Here is a 14,982-nt window from a genome sequence, read left to right on the forward strand (position 1 = left end):
GGAATTCATTTCGAAAGTCAAAGAAGCATTTCCGGAAAGGCGGGCGATAGATCGCGCCTATCAGCTCATCGAAAACATCTCTTTGACTTCACTGCGGAACGGGTCGAATCTGCTCTGCGGCGAGAATCCGATACGGGCGAGGAACGAGGCGGACCAGAGCATGAGCGGCATCGAGGACCCGGTCGACGACCTGAAGGTCACCCCGCCGAAGACCTGGGCGACGGGGCTGCCCGCCGTGACGCACGCGCTGGAGTACTCCCTGGGCCAGACGTCCCCGCGGCGCACCGCGCTGACGCTGCTGAACATCAACCAGCCCAAGGGCATCGACTGCCCGGGCTGCGCCTGGCCGGAGCCCGCGCCGGGCAAGCGGCACAGGAACGAGTACTGCGAGAACGGTGCCAAGCACATCAACGACGAGGCCACCTCGCGGCGCGTCACCCGGGACTTCTTCCGCGAGCACTCGGTCGCGGAGCTCGACGGAATGTCCGACTACTGGCTCAATCAGCAGGGCCGGCTCACCGAGCCGATGGTGAAGCGGCCCGGTGCGACGCATTACGAGCCGATCGGCTGGGACGAGGCGCTCGGTCTGCTCGCCGACGAGCTCAGGGCCCTCGACTCCCCCGACGAGGCCCTCTTCTACGTCTCCGGCCGGCTGAACAACGAGGCCGCGTTCCTCCTGCAGCTCTTCGCGCGCGCGTACGGCACGAACAATCTGCCGGACTGCTCCAACATGTGTCACGAGTCCAGCGGTTCCGCGCTGTCGGAGACGCTGGGCATCGGCAAGGGCAGCGTCTCCCTGGACGACATCCACCACTCCGACCTGGTGTTCGTCGTGGGGCAGAACCCGGGCACCAACCACCCCCGGATGCTGTCGGCCCTGGAGGAGACCAAGCGGAACGGCGGCCGGGTCGTGGCCGTCAACACGCTGCCCGAGGCCGGACTCATGCGCTTCAAGCACCCGCAGAAGGCCCGGGGGATCATCGGCCGCGGCACCCCGATCGCCGACCAGTTCCTGCACATCCGCGCCGGCGGCGACCTCGCCCTCTTCCAGGCCCTGAACCGGCTGCTCGTGGAGGCCGAGGACGCCGCGCCCGGCACCGTCCTGGACCACGAGTTCATCCGTACGCACACCACCGGCTTCGCCGACTTCGCCGAGCACGCCCGGAAGGTCTCCTGGGACGACGTCCTGGCCGCGACCGGCCTCGACCGCGGGGAGATCCAGACGCTCTTCGAGCGGGTCCTCGCGAGCGAGAAGATCATCGTGTGCTGGGCGATGGGCGTCACCCAGCACAAGCACGGCGTGCCCACGATCCGCGAGATCGTCAACTTCCTGCTGGCACGCGGCAACATCGGCAGGCCCGGCGCGGGCGTCTGCCCGGTGCGCGGCCACAGCAACGTCCAGGGCGACCGCACGATGGGCGTGTGGGAGCGGATGCCGCAGACGTTCCTCGACGCCCTGGAGCGCGAGTTCGGCTTCACCCCGCCCGCCCACCACGGCCTGGACGCGGTGAACGCCATCCGCGCCATGCACGAGGGCCGCGCGAAGGTCTTCCTGGGCGTCGCCGGGAACTTCGTACGGGCCACCCCGGACAGCGCGGTCACCGAGGAGGCGATGCGGGGCTGCCGGCTCACCGCGCATGTCTCCACCAAGCTCAACCGGTCCCACACCGTCTGCGGCGAGACCGCCCTGATCCTGCCGACGCTGGGCCGCAGCGACCGCGACGTGCAGGCCGGTGTCGAGCAGTTCGTGACCGTCGAGGACTCCATGAGCGACGTCCACGCCTCCCGGGGGAAGCTGCCGCCCGCCTCGCCCCACCTGCTCAGCGAGGTCGCGATCGTCGCGCGTCTCGCCCGCAGGACCCTCGGGGACGAACCCGCCCTGCCCTGGGAGGAGTTCGAGCGCGACTACGGCACCATCCGGGACCGCGTCGCCCGGGTCGTGCCCGGCTTCGAGGACTTCAACGCGCGCGTGGCCCGGCCGGGCGGCTTCCACCTGCCCAACCCGGTGAACCACGGGGTCTTCCGCACCCCGAGCGGCAAGGCCGTCTTCACCCGCAACGCCTTCACGATGCCGCACGTCCCCGAGGGACACCTGCTGCTGCAGACCCTGCGCTCGCACGACCAGTGGAACACCGTCTGGTACGCCCCGAACGACCGCTACCGCGGCATCCACGACGCCCGCCGGGTCGTCCTCGTCAACCCGGCCGACCTCGACGCCCTCGGCCTCGCCGACCGCGAGACGGTGGATCTGGTGAGCGTCTGGCACGACGGGCGGGAGCGGCGCGCGGAGGGCTTCCGGGTGGTCGCGTACCCCGCGAGCCGGGGTTCCGCGGCGGCCTACTACCCCGAGACCAACGTCCTGGTGCCGCTGGACAGCGTCGCCGACATCAGCAACTGCCCGACCTCCAAGGGCGTCCTCGTCCGCCTGGAACCCGCCGGACGGCGCGACACGAGGAGCGGCTCATGGGACGCGTGACCCGGCGGCGGCGCGTCCTGCGCATCCGGGAGGGCGGCGCCGCGTACCGCCCCGACACCCTGGCCGCCGAGGAGCCGATGGAGATCCGGGTCGGCGGACGCCCGCTGACCGTGACCATGCGCACCCCCGGCGACGACTTCGACCTGGCGGCCGGCTTCCTGGTGAGCGAGGGCGTGGTGCGCGCCGCCGGCGACGTGGCCGGGATCCGGTACTGCGCGGGCGCCACCTCCGACGGAGGCAACACGTACAACGTGGTGGACGTCGTCCTCGCCCCCGGTGTGGCCGCCCCCGACGCCTCCCTGGAACGGAACTTCTACACCACCTCCTCGTGCGGCCTGTGCGGCAAGGCGAGCCTGGACGCGGTGCGGACGACGGCCGCCTGGTCCGTCGCCGAGGACCCGCTCCGCGTCGGCCCCGAGACCCTGACCGCCCTCCCCGACCGGCTGCGGGCGGCCCAGAAGGTCTTCGACAGCACCGGCGGGCTGCACGCGGCCGGGCTGTTCTCGGCCGACGGCGAGCTGCTGTGCCTGCGCGAGGACGTCGGCCGGCACAACGCCGTCGACAAGGTCGTCGGGCACGCCCTGCGCTCGGGTCTCCTGCCGCTGCGCGGGACGGTGCTGATGGTGAGCGGCCGGGCCTCCTTCGAGCTGGTGCAGAAGGCGGTGATGGCCGGGATCCCCCTGCTCGCGGCGGTGTCCGCGCCCTCCTCGCTCGCCGTGGACCTCGCGGCGGAGAGCGGTCTCACCCTGGTCGGCTTCCTGCGCGGGACGTCGATGAACGTGTACTGCGGCGAGGAACGGCTGGAGGCCGTGGGCGTGGGGTGACGGCGGTGGCGGCTGGCGTTCGGGCGGGCGGTCCGGTAGACCCGTGGGGTGCTGTTCCGTCAACTCGAGTACCTGGTGGCCCTCTCCCGGGAGCGTCACTTCGCCCGCGCCGCCCAGGCCTGCCACGTCTCCCAGCCCGCCCTCTCCGAGGCGATCCGGAAGCTGGAGGACGAGCTCGGCGTCCCGCTGGTCCTGCGCGGCCGCCGGTACGAGGGCCTCACGCCCGAGGGCGAGCGCATCGTGGTGTGGGCGCAGCGTCTCCTGGCCGACCGTGACGCCCTGAAGAGCGAGGTCGGCGCGCTGCGGACGGGTCTGAGCGGCCGGCTGCGGATCGGTTCGGTCCCGACCGCGTCCGGCGCGGTCGCGCTGCTGACGGAGCCGTTCTGTCTGGCGCACCCGCTGGTGACCGTGGAGGTGGCGACGGACCTGCGGGCGGAGGACGTCCTGCGGCAGCTGCGGGACTTCGAGATCGACGCCGGGGTGACGTATCTGCACAAGGGGCTGGCGGAGAACTTCCGGGCGGTGCCGCTGTACGAGGAGCGGTACGTGCTCCTCACCGGCGCCGCCGACGCCCCGGCGCACCGGACGACGGCGACCTGGGCGGAGGCCTCGCGGCTGCCGCTCTGTCTGCTGACCGGGACCATGCAGGGGCGCCAGGTCCTCGACGAGGTGTTCGCCGAAGCCGGGGTGCGGCCCTCGCCCCGGGTGGAGACGGACTCGGTGGCGGCACTCTTCGCCCATGTCCGGACCGGGCACTGGGCGGGCATCGTGCCGCACGCCTGGCTGCACGTCTTCGGGGTGCCGCACGGCATGCGGGCGGTGCCGATGACCGAGCCGACGCGGTCGGTCCCGGTCGGTCTGGTGACGGTCGTCCGGGAGCCGGAGTCCGTGATGGCGCGCGCGCTGAGGGAGGTCGCGGGCCGCACCGACGTCGCCGGAGCCCTTGACCGCCTCCCGGGCGACTCGGTACCGCGCTGAGAGAAGGGTGACTCGGCGGGAGAAATCGGGAACGGGACCGCTCGGGACGGCCCCGTTCCCTGCTCGTGCGCGGCGGCCGTCAGGCCGCCGCGGCGCCGCTCCCCACGGCCTCGGGCTTGCGGACCGTGCAGTGCAGCGAGTCCTCGACGACGTCCGCGACGATCGTGTCGCCGGGGTCCGCCTCGCCGCCGAGCAGCAGGGAGGCGACACGGTTGTCGAGCTCCGTCTGGATCGTGCGGCGCAACGGCCGGGCGCCGAACGCCGGCTGGTAGCCGTGGGCGACGAGGAGCTTCTTCGCCGCCTCGGTGACCTCCAGGGTCATGCCCTGGGCGTGGACGCGGTGCTTGCTCCGGTCGAGGAGGTGGTCGAGGATCTCCGACAGGTCCTCCTCGGTGAGGCTGTGGAAGACGATGATGTCGTCGATGCGGTTGAGGAACTCGGGCAGGAAGCGCCCCTTCAGATCCTCCATCAGGTCGTCCCGCAGGTCGGCCGCGTCGCCCTCGTGGGCGAGGATGCGGTGGGCGCCGATGTTGGACGTCATGATGACGACGCAGTGGCGGAAGTCGACCGTGCGGCCCTGGCCGTCCGTGAGGCGGCCGTCGTCGAGGATCTGGAGCAGCGTGTTGAAGACGTCGGGGTGCCCCTTCTCGATCTCGTCGAAGAGCACGACGCTGTACGGCTGGCGCCTGACCTTCTCGGTGAGCTGGCCGGCCTCCTCGTAGCCGACGTATCCGGGAGGCGCGCCGACGAGCCGGGCGACCGTGTGCTTCTCCTGGAACTCGCTCATGTCGAAGCGGATCATGCGGTCCTCGGCCCCGAAGAGCAGCTCGGCGAGGGTCTTGGCGAGTTCGGTCTTGCCGACGCCCGTGGGCCCAAGGAAGAGGAAGGAGCCGACGGGCCGGTTCGGGTCGCCCATGCCCGCCCTGTTGCGGCGTACGGCCTCGGAGACCGCGGTGACCGCCTCGTCCTGGCCGACGATCCGGGCGTGCATCTCCTCCTCCAGCTTGAGCAGCTTCTCCTTCTCGCTGGCGGTGAGCTGCGAGACGGGGATGCCGGTGCGGCGGGAGACGATGTCGGCGATGTCGGAGGCCGTGACCGAGACGACGCCCTCGCGGCGCTCCTCGATCCCGGCGAGCTCGCCCTCGACCTCCGCGATCCGGTCCTTGAGTTCCTTGGCCTTCTCGAAGTCCTCGGCGGCGACGGCCTGGTCCTTCTCCCGGCGCAGTTTCGCGAGCGTGTCCTCGCGGCTGACGACCTCGGTGGAGCGCCCGCCGCTGCGGAGCCGTACGCGCGCGCCGGCCTGGTCCATCAGGTCGATGGCCTTGTCGGGCAGGAACCGGTCGCTGATGTAGCGGTCGGAGAGTTCGGCCGCCGCCGCGAGGGCCCCGTCGGCGAAGCGGACCTGGTGGTGGGCCTCGTACGCGTCCCGGAGTCCTTCGAGGATCTGCACCGTCTCCTCGACGGTCGGCTCGGGGATCAGGACGGGCTGGAAGCGGCGTTCGAGGGCGGCGTCCTTCTCGATGTGCTTGCGGTACTCGTCGATGGTGGTGGCGCCCACGACGTGCAGTTCGCCGCGGGCGAGGGCGGGCTTGAGCATGTTGCCCGCGTCCATCGAGCCCTCGCCGGTGGCGCCCGCGCCGACGACCGTGTGCAGCTCGTCGATGAAGAGGATGATGTCGCCGCTCGCCTCCTGGACGTCCTCGATGACCTTCTTGAGGCGTTCCTCGAACTGTCCCCGGTACTGCGCTCCGGCGACCATGCCGGACAGGTCCAGGGAGACGACCCGCTTGCCCTTCAGGGTGTCGGGGACCTCGTCCGCGACGATGCGCTGGGCGAGGCCCTCCACGATGGCGGTCTTGCCGACGCCGGGCTCGCCGATGAGCACGGGGTTGTTCTTGGAACGGCGGGAGAGGATCTCGATGGTCTGCTCGATCTCGTCGGCCCGCCCGACGACGGGGTCGAGCTTGCCCGCCTTCGCCTCCTCGGTCAGGTCGCGGCCGTACTCGTCGAGGGTCGTGGCCGGCTGCTTCGCGGCGGCGGGGGCGCCGCCCTGCTCCGGGCGGGCCGCCTGGTCGGTGGGGCCGCGGAGCTTCTTCACGTCCAGGTCCTCGGCCCGCAGGAAGCGGGAGGCGCCGGAGTCCGCGTCGCCGAGGAGGGCGCTGAGGATGTGCTCGGGGCCGATGTACGAGACCCCCGCCGCCTGCGAGTAGGCGTGGGCGGTCGCCAGGGTCCGCTTGGCCGCCGGGGTGAGTCCGGGCTCGGCGGACGGCTCCGCGGACTCCCGGGGCAGGACCTGGGCGAGCTGCTCGGCGAGCTTGTCGGGGTTCACCCCGCCCTGGGAGAGCAGCCGCCGGGTGGGCTCGACCTGGGTCGCCGCCCACAGGAGGTGTTCGGTGTCGAGGTCGGAGCTGCCGTCCTCGTCGGCCTTGCGCGCCGCGGTGTTCAGCAGTTCGTGGGAGGACTCGGTCAGCAGCCGTCCGATGGGCACGCGCTGCACCGCCGGGGGCGAGGACGCGGGCGACATTCCGAAGAACCGGTTGAACAGGTCGCTGAACGGATCCGACGAACCGAAGGACGAACCGAACGCCATCGACATGGCAGCTCCTGAAAGCGCGAAAAGGGGTCGCCCCCACTCAAACCCGGCGCCCACACCTCCGCAATCGGAGCGGACCGGCCGCGCGCCCGACACACCCACCCGCATGGGCGACCGGAATGCCCGGATCGCGGCCCGGCCGTCGACGATGGGCCCATGACCTCCGCGATCCCCCCGAACGCCCCGGAACCCGAGCCCGGCCCCGGGCCCGGCCCTCAGGTGCGTGCCTCCGCGCTCGTCCGGCACGCCAAGCTGTGGCTCGTACCGACCGTCCTGTGCGCCCTGGTGTCGCTGCTGCTGTCGCTCCTCTACATGGGGGGCATCCTCAGCCCGAACGACCATCTGGACCGGCTGCCCATCGCGCTGGTCGACGAGGACCAGGGCCGCCCGCTGCCGGGTCAGTCGGAGAGCCTGGGGAAGCAGATCACCGACTCGGTCGCCTTGGTGGGCAACTCGAAGACCACCATCGACTGGCGCCGCCTCGACGGCGCGGAGGTCCAGGACGCACTGGCCTCGGGCAAGGTCTTCGGCGCCCTGGTCGTCCCGCCGGACTTCACCGCCTCCGTCGCGGCGCTGACCACGAACCGGGCGACGGAACGCCCGACGCTCACCGTGCTCACCAACCCCGGTCTCGGCAGCCTCGGCTCGTCACTGGCGGCCCAGATCAACCAGGGCGCGGCGCACCAGGCCTCGCTGACCATCGGCAAGCAGCTCGCGGCCACCTCCGACGTACCGACCACGCGGACGCTGCTGGCCGACCCCGTCGCGGTCGTCACCCGTGTCGGCCATCCGATCGGCCGGCACAGCGGGCTCGGCCTGACCGCCTTCTACTACACCCTGCTGCTCGTCCTGGGCGGCTTCATCGGCGGGAACCTCGTCAACGCCGGCGTCGACACCGCGCTCGGCTACGCCGACAGCGAGCTCGGGCCCTGGCACACCCGGCGGCCGACCGTCCCGATCAGCCGCACCCAGACACTCGTCCTGAAGATGCTGATGACCGCCGGGATCGCGCTCCTGACCACCACGCTCGTCATGATCGCCACGATCGGGATCCTGGACATGGACGCCGACCACCTGCCGATGCTGTGGCTCTTCTCCTACTGCGCGACGGTGGCCGTCGGTCTGGGTGTCCAGGCCATCAACGCCGCCTTCGGCGGCATCGGCCAGCTCGTGTCCATGTTCATCTTCATCGCGCTGGCCCTGCCGTCCTCCGGGGCGACCGTCCCTCTGGAGGCGACCCCCGCGTTCTACCGCTTCCTGGGCGTCTTCGAGCCGATGCACCAGCTCAGCTCGGGCGTCCGGTCCATCCTGTACTTCGACGCCCGGGCCGACGCGGGGCTCGCCCGCGGCTGGATCATGATCGCGGTCGGTACGGCAGCGGCCCTGGCGTTCGGCTTCGCCATGACGCACTACTACGACCGCAGGGGGCTGCGGCGCCTCACGCCGCAGCCCGAGTGAGCGACTACCAGGAGACGCTGAACTTGATGGAGCGGTTGTCGTTCCGGGTGTTCACCAGCGTGGAGACGCCGGAGCGGCTGCCCACGTAGTCGTAGGCACCCTTGTAGCCGGCGCTGTAGTACACGTTGGCCGAGTAGCCGTCGTACCAGTTGTAGGCGGAGGCCGCGTTGTTGCCGGCGGCCTGGCCGCTGCCCGAGCCGGTGTTGGGGCAGAAGCGGAGCGGCACGGGCGTGGTGTACGGCATCTTGAGCGCCAGCATGTCGTAGATGTCGTGGCCGATGTTGACCCAGGCGCCCGAGTAGTTGGGGCTGTAGTAGAGGCGGAAGCGGAACTCCTCCGACGAGCCGGCGCACTTCTGGCTCGACATGATCGTGTCCTCGTCGCTGCTGATGTAGGCGGTGGGGTTGCCCTCCGCGTGGGCCATGCCCGTGCCGGAGAGGACGGAGGCGCCCATCACGGCGGCGACGAAGGCGGTGCGCAGGCGGGTGCGCCGCACGGTGGTCGAGGTCTTCACAAGGGTCTCCACAGTGATCGTCGAAACAGAAACAGAAACAGACAAGAGAAGAGGTCTGAGGGTCAGGGGCGGGCGAGGACGTCCGCCGCCTTGCGCAGGCTGCTGTCGAGGGTGCGGCGGTCCGCCGCGAGCGCCGTCGCGTTGCGCGCGATCGAGGCGCGCTGGATCCGGGTCTCCGCCTCGTGCCAGGCCTCCGCGACCCGGTGCGTGGCCCGGCAGTCGATGTCGGCGAGCGCCGTGTCGATCTCGACGCGGGACGCGCCCCCGGGACTCGGCCGGAAGCGGGGGTCGTCGTTGGCGGCCATGGGAGCCGGGTACGTGAAGCCCTTGGCCTTCATGCAGGCGGACCAGCGTCCGAACACCGCCTTCACCGACGGGTCTTCCATGGAGGTGGGGTACGACTCGTTCGTGAGCCGCTGCACCAGCGGGGAGACGCCCAGCGTCGAACCCGCGCCCAGGGTCCGACGTGCCTCGCCGAAGCAGCCACCCTCGGGGATCTTCCGCCCGTCGTGGAAACCGCGCCGGGCCTCGGGGCCGACCCTCTCCAGGAGTTCGGCGGGCATGTCGGTGCCGCCCATGACCATCTGTTCGTCGGCGGAGAGCTGCGGCTGGGCGTCGGCGGCGCGCAACGCCTCGTCGTAGCGGGCCTGTTGGACCGGGTCGACCTGGTAGCCGAACTTCGCGGACATTCCGGCGTCATGGATGCCGTACCGCCAGTCGAGCAGGTTCTTCGGGCCGATCGCGGGCAGCTCCGGGGCCGGCTTCCAGGCGATCCCGAAGCCCTTGAGGCACTGGCCGACCAGCTTCTGTTCCGCGCGGGCAAGGGTCCTGCCCTGCTCCGCCGTCGGGCGGTACGCCTGCATGGGCAGGGTCCAGGCCGAGGCGTCGGCGGCGGAGCGCACGGCGACGGTGGCGGCGGGCGTCGGCGCGGCGGTCCCCGTCTCCTGCCCGGTGGAACACCCGGTCAGGCCAAGGGCGGTGACGGCGAGAGCCGCGCATATGCGCGTGTTTCTGTGGTGGCTGCTCGCCATCGACTGAGGGATCCTCACATGACTGGTCCCGGTGGGGGCTTGGTTCGGTCGGAGAGCAGGATACCCGGCTGTCACAGCTGGTCAGAGCCACCCCGGGAGCTCGCGGAAACAAGAACGGAGGCCGTGTCGGATCTCTCCGACACGGCCTCCGTCAACGGGGAATGCCCGGGGCTACTCGTCCTCGTCCCACGGCGGTTCGAACTCGTCCGGGTCGAACGGCGGCTCCTCGTCGTAGGACGGCCCGGCGTCGTGCACCGGAGGCGCGGCAGCGGGCACCGGCGATGCGGCTGCGGCAGGTGCGGACGGGGTGCCCGTCCCGGCGCCGCCGGTCTGGGCCAGGGTGTCGAGGACGCCCTCGGCGTACTTGCCGAGCTTGGCCTCGCCGACGCCCCCGACGGTGCCGAGCTCCTCGACGGTGCCGGGCATCAGGGTCGCGATCTCGCGCAGCGTCGCGTCGTGGAAGACGACGTACGCCGGCACGCCCTGCTCGCGGGCGGTCGCGGCCCGCCAGGCACGGAGGGCCTCGAAGACGGGCACGGCGGCCGCCGGCAGATCCACCGGCACGCGGGCGCCCTTGCCGGAGCGGGCCCCGGACTCCTTTCGGGCCGGGGCGGCCGCCTTCTCCTTGCGCATCGGGACCTGCCGACGCCCGCCGAGGACCTCGCCGCTCTCCTCGGTGAGCACGAGCGTCCCGTAGTCGCCCTCCACCGCGAGCAGCCGCTGCGCGAGGAGCTGGCGGACGACCCCGCGCCACTCGGCGGTGCCCAGGTCCGAGCCGACGCCGAACACCGACAGCTGGTCGTGGTCGAACTGGATGACCTTGGCGGTCCTCTTGCCCTGGAGGATGTCGATGATCTGGCCGGCGCCGAACTTCTGGCGCCGTTCCTTGGCGAGCCGCCACACCGTGGACAGCAGCTTCTGCGCGGCGACGGTCCCGTCCCAGGACTCGCCCGGCGTCAGGCAGCTGTCGCAGTTCCCGCACGGCGTGCCGGACTGGCCGAAGTACTCCAGGAGCCGCACCCGGCGGCAGTCGACCGTCTCGCAGAGGGCGAGCATGGCGTCCAGATGCATCGCGAGGGAGCGGCGGTGCGTCTCGTCGCCCTCGGAGCCGTCGATGAGCTTGCGCTGCTGGACGACGTCCTGGAGGCCGTACGCCAGCCAGGCGGTGGCCGGCTCCCCGTCACGGCCCGCGCGGCCGGTCTCCTGGTAGTAGCCCTCGACCGACTTGGGCAGGTCGAGGTGGGCCACGAAGCGTACGTCCGGCTTGTCGATGCCCATGCCGAAGGCGATGGTCGCCACGACGACGACCCCGTCCTCCCGCAGGAAGCGGGCCTGATTCGCCGCGCGCGTCCCGGCGTCCATGCCGGCGTGGTACGGGACGGCGTCGATGCCGTGCTCCACGAGGGCGGCCGCCGTCTTCTCCACCGACGCCCGCGACAGGCAGTAGACGACGCCCGCGTCCCCGTCGTGCTCGGTCCTGATCAGCTCCAGGAGCTGCTTGACCGGGTTGTTCTTCGGGACGATGCGGTACTGGATGTTCGGCCGGTCGAAGCCGGCGACGAAGTGCCGGGCGTCCTCCAGGCCGAGCCGCTTCGCGATCTCGGCGTGGGTGGCCTCCGTGGCCGTCGCCGTCAGCGCGATCCGCGGCACCTTCGGCCACCGCTCGTGGAGCATGGAGAGGGCGAGGTAGTCGGGCCGGAAGTCGTGGCCCCACTGGGCCACGCAGTGTGCCTCGTCGATCGCGAAGAGCGACACCGTGCCCCGGTCGAGCAGCCGCTGGGTGCCCTCGGTGCGGAGCCGCTCCGGGGCCAGGTAGAGCAGGTCCAGCTCGTCCGCGAGGAAGGCCTGCTCGACGGCCTGCCGCTCGTACGGGTCCTGCGTCGAGTTCAGGAAGCCGGCCCGCACCCCGAGCGCCCTGAGCGCGTCCACCTGGTCCTGCATCAGGGCGATGAGCGGCGAGATCACGACGCCCGTCCCCGCTCTGACCAGGGCGGGGATCTGGTAGCAGAGCGACTTGCCGCCGCCCGTCGGCATCAGGACGAGCGCGTCACCGCCGCCGACGACCTGCTCGATGATCTCCTGCTGCTCCCCGCGGAAGGAGCTGTAGCCGAAGACACGGTGGAGCACCCGGGCGGCGTCGGAGATCTCGGCGGTGGCGTCGGGAGTGTCAGGAGCGGCCGGAGCGGCAGAGGCGTCGGAAAGGACCATTTCTGAAGCCTAGCCGCCCGCACCGGCACCCCGGCCCCGCCCGGGACCAACCTGTGGAAAACCCCCGCGAAGGCCGGCACCGGGGCGCCCAGGCCCCCGTGAAGGCCGGGGTCAGCGCACGCCGACCCCCGCGAAAGCCGAGGTCAGTGCACCGCGACCCCCGCGAAGGCCGAGGTCAGTGCACGGCGACCCCCGCGAAGGCCGAGGTCAGTGCACGGCGACCCCCGCGAAAGCCGAGGTCAGTGCACCGCGACCCCCGCGAAAGCCGAGGTCAGTGCACCCCGGCCCCCGCGGGGCTGTCGTCCAGGAAGCCGCCCGACTGGTGCTGCCACAGCCTCGCGTAGGCGCCCTCGGCGGTGAGCAGCTCCTGGTGGGTGCCCTGCTCGACGATCCGTCCGCGGTCGAGGACGACGAGCCGGTCCATCGTGGCCACCGTGGACAGCCGGTGGGCCACCACGAGCGCGGTCCGTCCCTCCATGAGCGCCCACAGCGCGTCCTGGACGAGGACCTCGCTCTCGGAGTCCAGGGCGCTGGTCGCCTCGTCGAGCAGGAGGATCGGCGCGTCGCGCAGGATCGCCCGGGCGAGGGCGACCCGCTGGCGCTGGCCGCCGGACAGTTTCACGCCGCGCTCGCCGACCATGGTGTCGAAGCCTTCGGGGAGCGCGTCCGCGAACTCGGTGACGTGCGCCGCCTCGGCCGCGCGCCGGATCTCGGCGTCGGTGGCGTCCGGCCGGGCGAAGGCGATGTTCTCCCGGAGGGTGCGGTGGAACATCGCGGGGTCCTGCGGCACGTACGCGATCATGCTGCGCAGTTCGGTCTGCCGGAGCCTGCTGATGTCCTGGCCGCCGATCGTGATCCGGCCGCCGTCGATGTCGGTCATCCGGAGGAGCAGCCGGGTGAGCGTGGTCTTGCCGCCGCCGGAGCGGCCCACGAATCCGATCTTCGCGCCGCTGGGCACGTCCAGGTCGAGGTCCTCGAAGAGCGGCTTCGCGCCCGCGTGGGCGAAGGACACCTTCTCGAACCGCACCTGGGCGTCCTCGGGGCGGAGGGGTTCCGGGGTTTCCGGGTCGAGGACGGTCGGCTCGTCGAGGAGGAGCTCGGTGAACTGCGCGGCCTCCGTCATCGAGCTTTCCAGGCGCCGGTAGATCTGGTTGAACTCGAACATGATCCGGGTCGCGTTGGCGTAGTAGGTGAAGGCGACGATGACGGCCTCCACACCGTGCTGTCCCCCGCCGAGGGCGACGGCCAGGACGAGTCCGAGGACGTTCGTCAGGACGGACATCGGCGCGACGATCGTGTCGATGCGCAGGTTGCCGTAGTCCCAGGAGCGCAGGGTGAGCCGCCGCGACTCCGCGACCCGGGAGCGGTGCTCGGCGGCCTCGCGCCTCTCGGCCCCGAAGGACCGGACCGTGTCCATGTTCGTCAGGGCGTCGGCGACGTGGCCCGACACCCGGGCGATCGCCTGCTCGCGCTGGGCGACGAGCGCCTGCCGGCGCCGGATCAGCGGTGTCACGCACGCGCCCGTGAACACGAGGAGGACCACGAGTCCGACCACGAGCAGCGGGTCGTACTGCCAGAGCACGACGGAGGCGAAGATCAGCGGCACGATGCTGCCGACGATCTGGAAGGTCAGGGTGTCGACGCACTCCTCGAAGCGGGAGGCGAAGCTGAGGACCCGTTTGGTGAGCGAGCCGGCGAAGTTGTCGTGGAAGAACGCGGCGTCCTTGGCGAACAGTTCGTCCATGCCGATGACGTAGAGGTTCTCGATGCCGCGGGCGTCGAGGCGGTTGAGGCAGTGTATTCCGACCCGCCACAGGGCCTCCCCGAGGAGCAGGACCCCGGCGAAGACGAGGACGTACGGAAGGAGCTCGTCGATTCCTTCGCCGGTGCCGCCGCCGGCGATCCGGCCGACGAGCTTGGCGACGACGAGGGGGGAGATGTAGTTCGTGGCGATGTTGCCGAGTGCCGGCAGGAGCAGGGCGGGAGCGGCCAGCCATCGGAGGCGGACCAGTTCCCGTCCGTAGAAGCGGACTGCGAGAAGCACCGAACCCCTGTTCGGCAGACCTTCGCGCGATTGCGGTGATCCCATACCCAACCCTGTGTTCTCGTACCGAAGGTGAGTAAAGGGAGTCTCCCGCGCGACCGCTTTCCCGGTCCAAGCATTTTCCGTCCGACCGTCCGGTCGGGGCTCGGTCGGTCAGGACCCTTCGGCGGCCGTCGCGTTGACGGTGTCGAAGACCATGAGCCCCGCTGCGGGATCCAGGTGGAACTCCCCGGTGTACACGTCCCGGGTGACCTCGGACGTGAACTCCTCGCTCGTCCGCCACGCCGTGCCCCCGGGCACCTTGGGCGCGATGCCGCCGAGGACGGCCGGCGGCTTCTCGGCGGGCACCCAGTCGTACTCCTTCAGGAGTCGCCGGACGTCCGCCTCGGCCAGGGTCGCCACACCGGAGAACCGGACGTCGGTGGGCCCGGGCACGCGGGAGTCCGCCTGACCGAGGGGCGCTGCGGCCCACTCGACTCCGGTGAACCTCCCGAACTGCGGAAACCGCTGCTCCACCGGCGCGCGGTCCGTCCTGACCTCAGCCTCCGGCGGCTGCTGCGAGGCCGTGCGGGTCGGCGGCTCGGCCACGCCGCCGCAGCCGGCGACGAGGCTCAGCACCATCAGGACGCCGACCGCCGTACGGCGCGGATCACCCAGAATCATCGGCCCCCCGGTTCCCCGTGACGACATACGGAAACACCATGTGGTGGCCGGGATGATCCCGACCACCACATGGTGTGTTCTCTGTGTCCGAGGGGGGACTTGAACCCCCACGCCCGATAAAGGGCACTAGCACCTCAAGCTAGCGCGTCTGCCATTCCGCCACCCGGACCGGGTGATTGTCGTTCCGGGGTTT

General features: G+C 71.3%; 10 protein-coding genes and 1 tRNA gene. 4 read left to right on the forward strand and 7 right to left on the reverse strand.

Annotated elements, in window-relative coordinates:
* Positions 1-160 precede the first annotated feature (160 nt).
* The 3 genes from ACF07V_RS20400 to ACF07V_RS20410 are packed head-to-tail and all read left to right on the forward strand — an operon-like array spanning position 161 to position 4,278.
* On the forward strand, positions 161-2,476 hold the full coding sequence (locus tag ACF07V_RS20400) for an FdhF/YdeP family oxidoreductase (RefSeq protein WP_392155962.1): 2,316 nt from the start codon (positions 161-163) through the stop codon (positions 2,474-2,476).
* Positions 2,464-3,300: a formate dehydrogenase accessory sulfurtransferase FdhD gene (gene fdhD / locus ACF07V_RS20405; protein WP_392155964.1), complete on the forward strand. Its 837-nt coding sequence runs from the start codon at positions 2,464-2,466 to the stop codon at positions 3,298-3,300. Before ACF07V_RS20400 ends, fdhD begins: the two co-directional genes overlap by 13 nt.
* A 48-nt stretch (positions 3,301-3,348) precedes the next feature.
* Positions 3,349-4,278 carry a LysR family transcriptional regulator gene (locus tag ACF07V_RS20410; protein WP_392155965.1) on the forward strand — a complete coding sequence of 310 codons (930 nt, stop codon included), beginning with the start codon at positions 3,349-3,351 and terminating at the stop codon, positions 4,276-4,278.
* A 79-nt stretch (positions 4,279-4,357) separates the two neighbouring features.
* Here the strand turns inward: ACF07V_RS20410 and ACF07V_RS20415 are convergent, their stop codons facing one another.
* Positions 4,358-6,874 carry an ATP-dependent Clp protease ATP-binding subunit gene (locus ACF07V_RS20415; protein WP_392155967.1) on the reverse strand — a complete coding sequence of 839 codons (2,517 nt, stop codon included), beginning with the start codon at positions 6,872-6,874 and terminating at the stop codon, positions 4,358-4,360.
* 153 nt (positions 6,875-7,027) lie between these two features.
* Between ACF07V_RS20415 and ACF07V_RS20420 the strand changes: the two genes are divergently transcribed.
* The gene (locus ACF07V_RS20420; RefSeq protein WP_392155969.1) at positions 7,028-8,329 is read left to right on the forward strand and encodes a YhgE/Pip domain-containing protein; all 1,302 of its coding nucleotides are present in this window, start codon (positions 7,028-7,030) and stop codon (positions 8,327-8,329) included.
* Positions 8,330-8,333: 4 nt separating this feature from the next.
* On the opposite strand, the gene ACF07V_RS20425 is transcribed toward ACF07V_RS20420, so the two are convergent.
* The 6 genes from ACF07V_RS20425 to ACF07V_RS20450 form a co-directional block, all read right to left on the reverse strand.
* Positions 8,334-8,843 carry a hypothetical protein gene (locus ACF07V_RS20425; RefSeq protein WP_392155971.1) on the reverse strand — a complete coding sequence of 170 codons (510 nt, stop codon included), beginning with the start codon at positions 8,841-8,843 and terminating at the stop codon, positions 8,334-8,336.
* A gap of 62 nt (positions 8,844-8,905) precedes the next feature.
* Positions 8,906-9,874 carry a hypothetical protein gene (locus ACF07V_RS20430; RefSeq protein ID WP_392155972.1) on the reverse strand — a complete coding sequence of 323 codons (969 nt, stop codon included), beginning with the start codon at positions 9,872-9,874 and terminating at the stop codon, positions 8,906-8,908.
* A 171-nt stretch (positions 9,875-10,045) separates the two neighbouring features.
* Positions 10,046-12,082, reverse strand: a complete 2,037-nt coding sequence (gene recQ, locus ACF07V_RS20435) for a DNA helicase RecQ (protein ID WP_392155973.1) — start codon at positions 12,080-12,082, stop codon at positions 10,046-10,048.
* A gap of 271 nt (positions 12,083-12,353) precedes the next feature.
* Positions 12,354-14,171 (reverse strand): ABC transporter ATP-binding protein, encoded by a 1,818-nt coding sequence (locus ACF07V_RS20440; protein WP_392155974.1) that lies wholly within the window; start codon positions 14,169-14,171, stop codon positions 12,354-12,356.
* A 108-nt stretch (positions 14,172-14,279) separates the two neighbouring features.
* Positions 14,280-14,789 (reverse strand): hypothetical protein, encoded by a 510-nt coding sequence (locus tag ACF07V_RS20445; RefSeq protein ID WP_392155975.1) that lies wholly within the window; start codon positions 14,787-14,789, stop codon positions 14,280-14,282.
* Positions 14,790-14,873: 84 nt separating this feature from the next.
* Positions 14,874-14,958, reverse strand: a tRNA-Leu gene (locus ACF07V_RS20450).
* Positions 14,959-14,982 lie beyond the last annotated feature (24 nt).

It is taken from the genome of Streptomyces sp. NPDC015661 (genome assembly GCF_043077765.1).
GTDB lineage: Bacteria > Actinomycetota > Actinomycetes > Streptomycetales > Streptomycetaceae > Streptomyces.

What these genes read in the sequence shown, in the direction of transcription:
- recQ (WP_392155973.1), bottom strand. Translation starts at nt 12,082, where the DNA reads ATGGTCCTTTCCGACGCCTCTGCCGCTCCGGCCGCTCCTGACACTCCC.
- ACF07V_RS20400 (WP_392155962.1), top strand. Translation starts at nt 161, where the DNA reads ATGAGCGGCATCGAGGACCCGGTCGACGACCTGAAGGTCACCCCGCCG.
- ACF07V_RS20420 (WP_392155969.1), top strand. Translation starts at nt 7,028, where the DNA reads ATGACCTCCGCGATCCCCCCGAACGCCCCGGAACCCGAGCCCGGCCCC.
- ACF07V_RS20445 (WP_392155975.1), bottom strand. Translation starts at nt 14,789, where the DNA reads ATGATTCTGGGTGATCCGCGCCGTACGGCGGTCGGCGTCCTGATGGTG.
- fdhD (WP_392155964.1), top strand. Translation starts at nt 2,464, where the DNA reads ATGGGACGCGTGACCCGGCGGCGGCGCGTCCTGCGCATCCGGGAGGGC.
- ACF07V_RS20415 (WP_392155967.1), bottom strand. Translation starts at nt 6,874, where the DNA reads ATGTCGATGGCGTTCGGTTCGTCCTTCGGTTCGTCGGATCCGTTCAGC.
- ACF07V_RS20430 (WP_392155972.1), bottom strand. Translation starts at nt 9,874, where the DNA reads ATGGCGAGCAGCCACCACAGAAACACGCGCATATGCGCGGCTCTCGCC.
- ACF07V_RS20440 (WP_392155974.1), bottom strand. Translation starts at nt 14,171, where the DNA reads ATGGGATCACCGCAATCGCGCGAAGGTCTGCCGAACAGGGGTTCGGTG.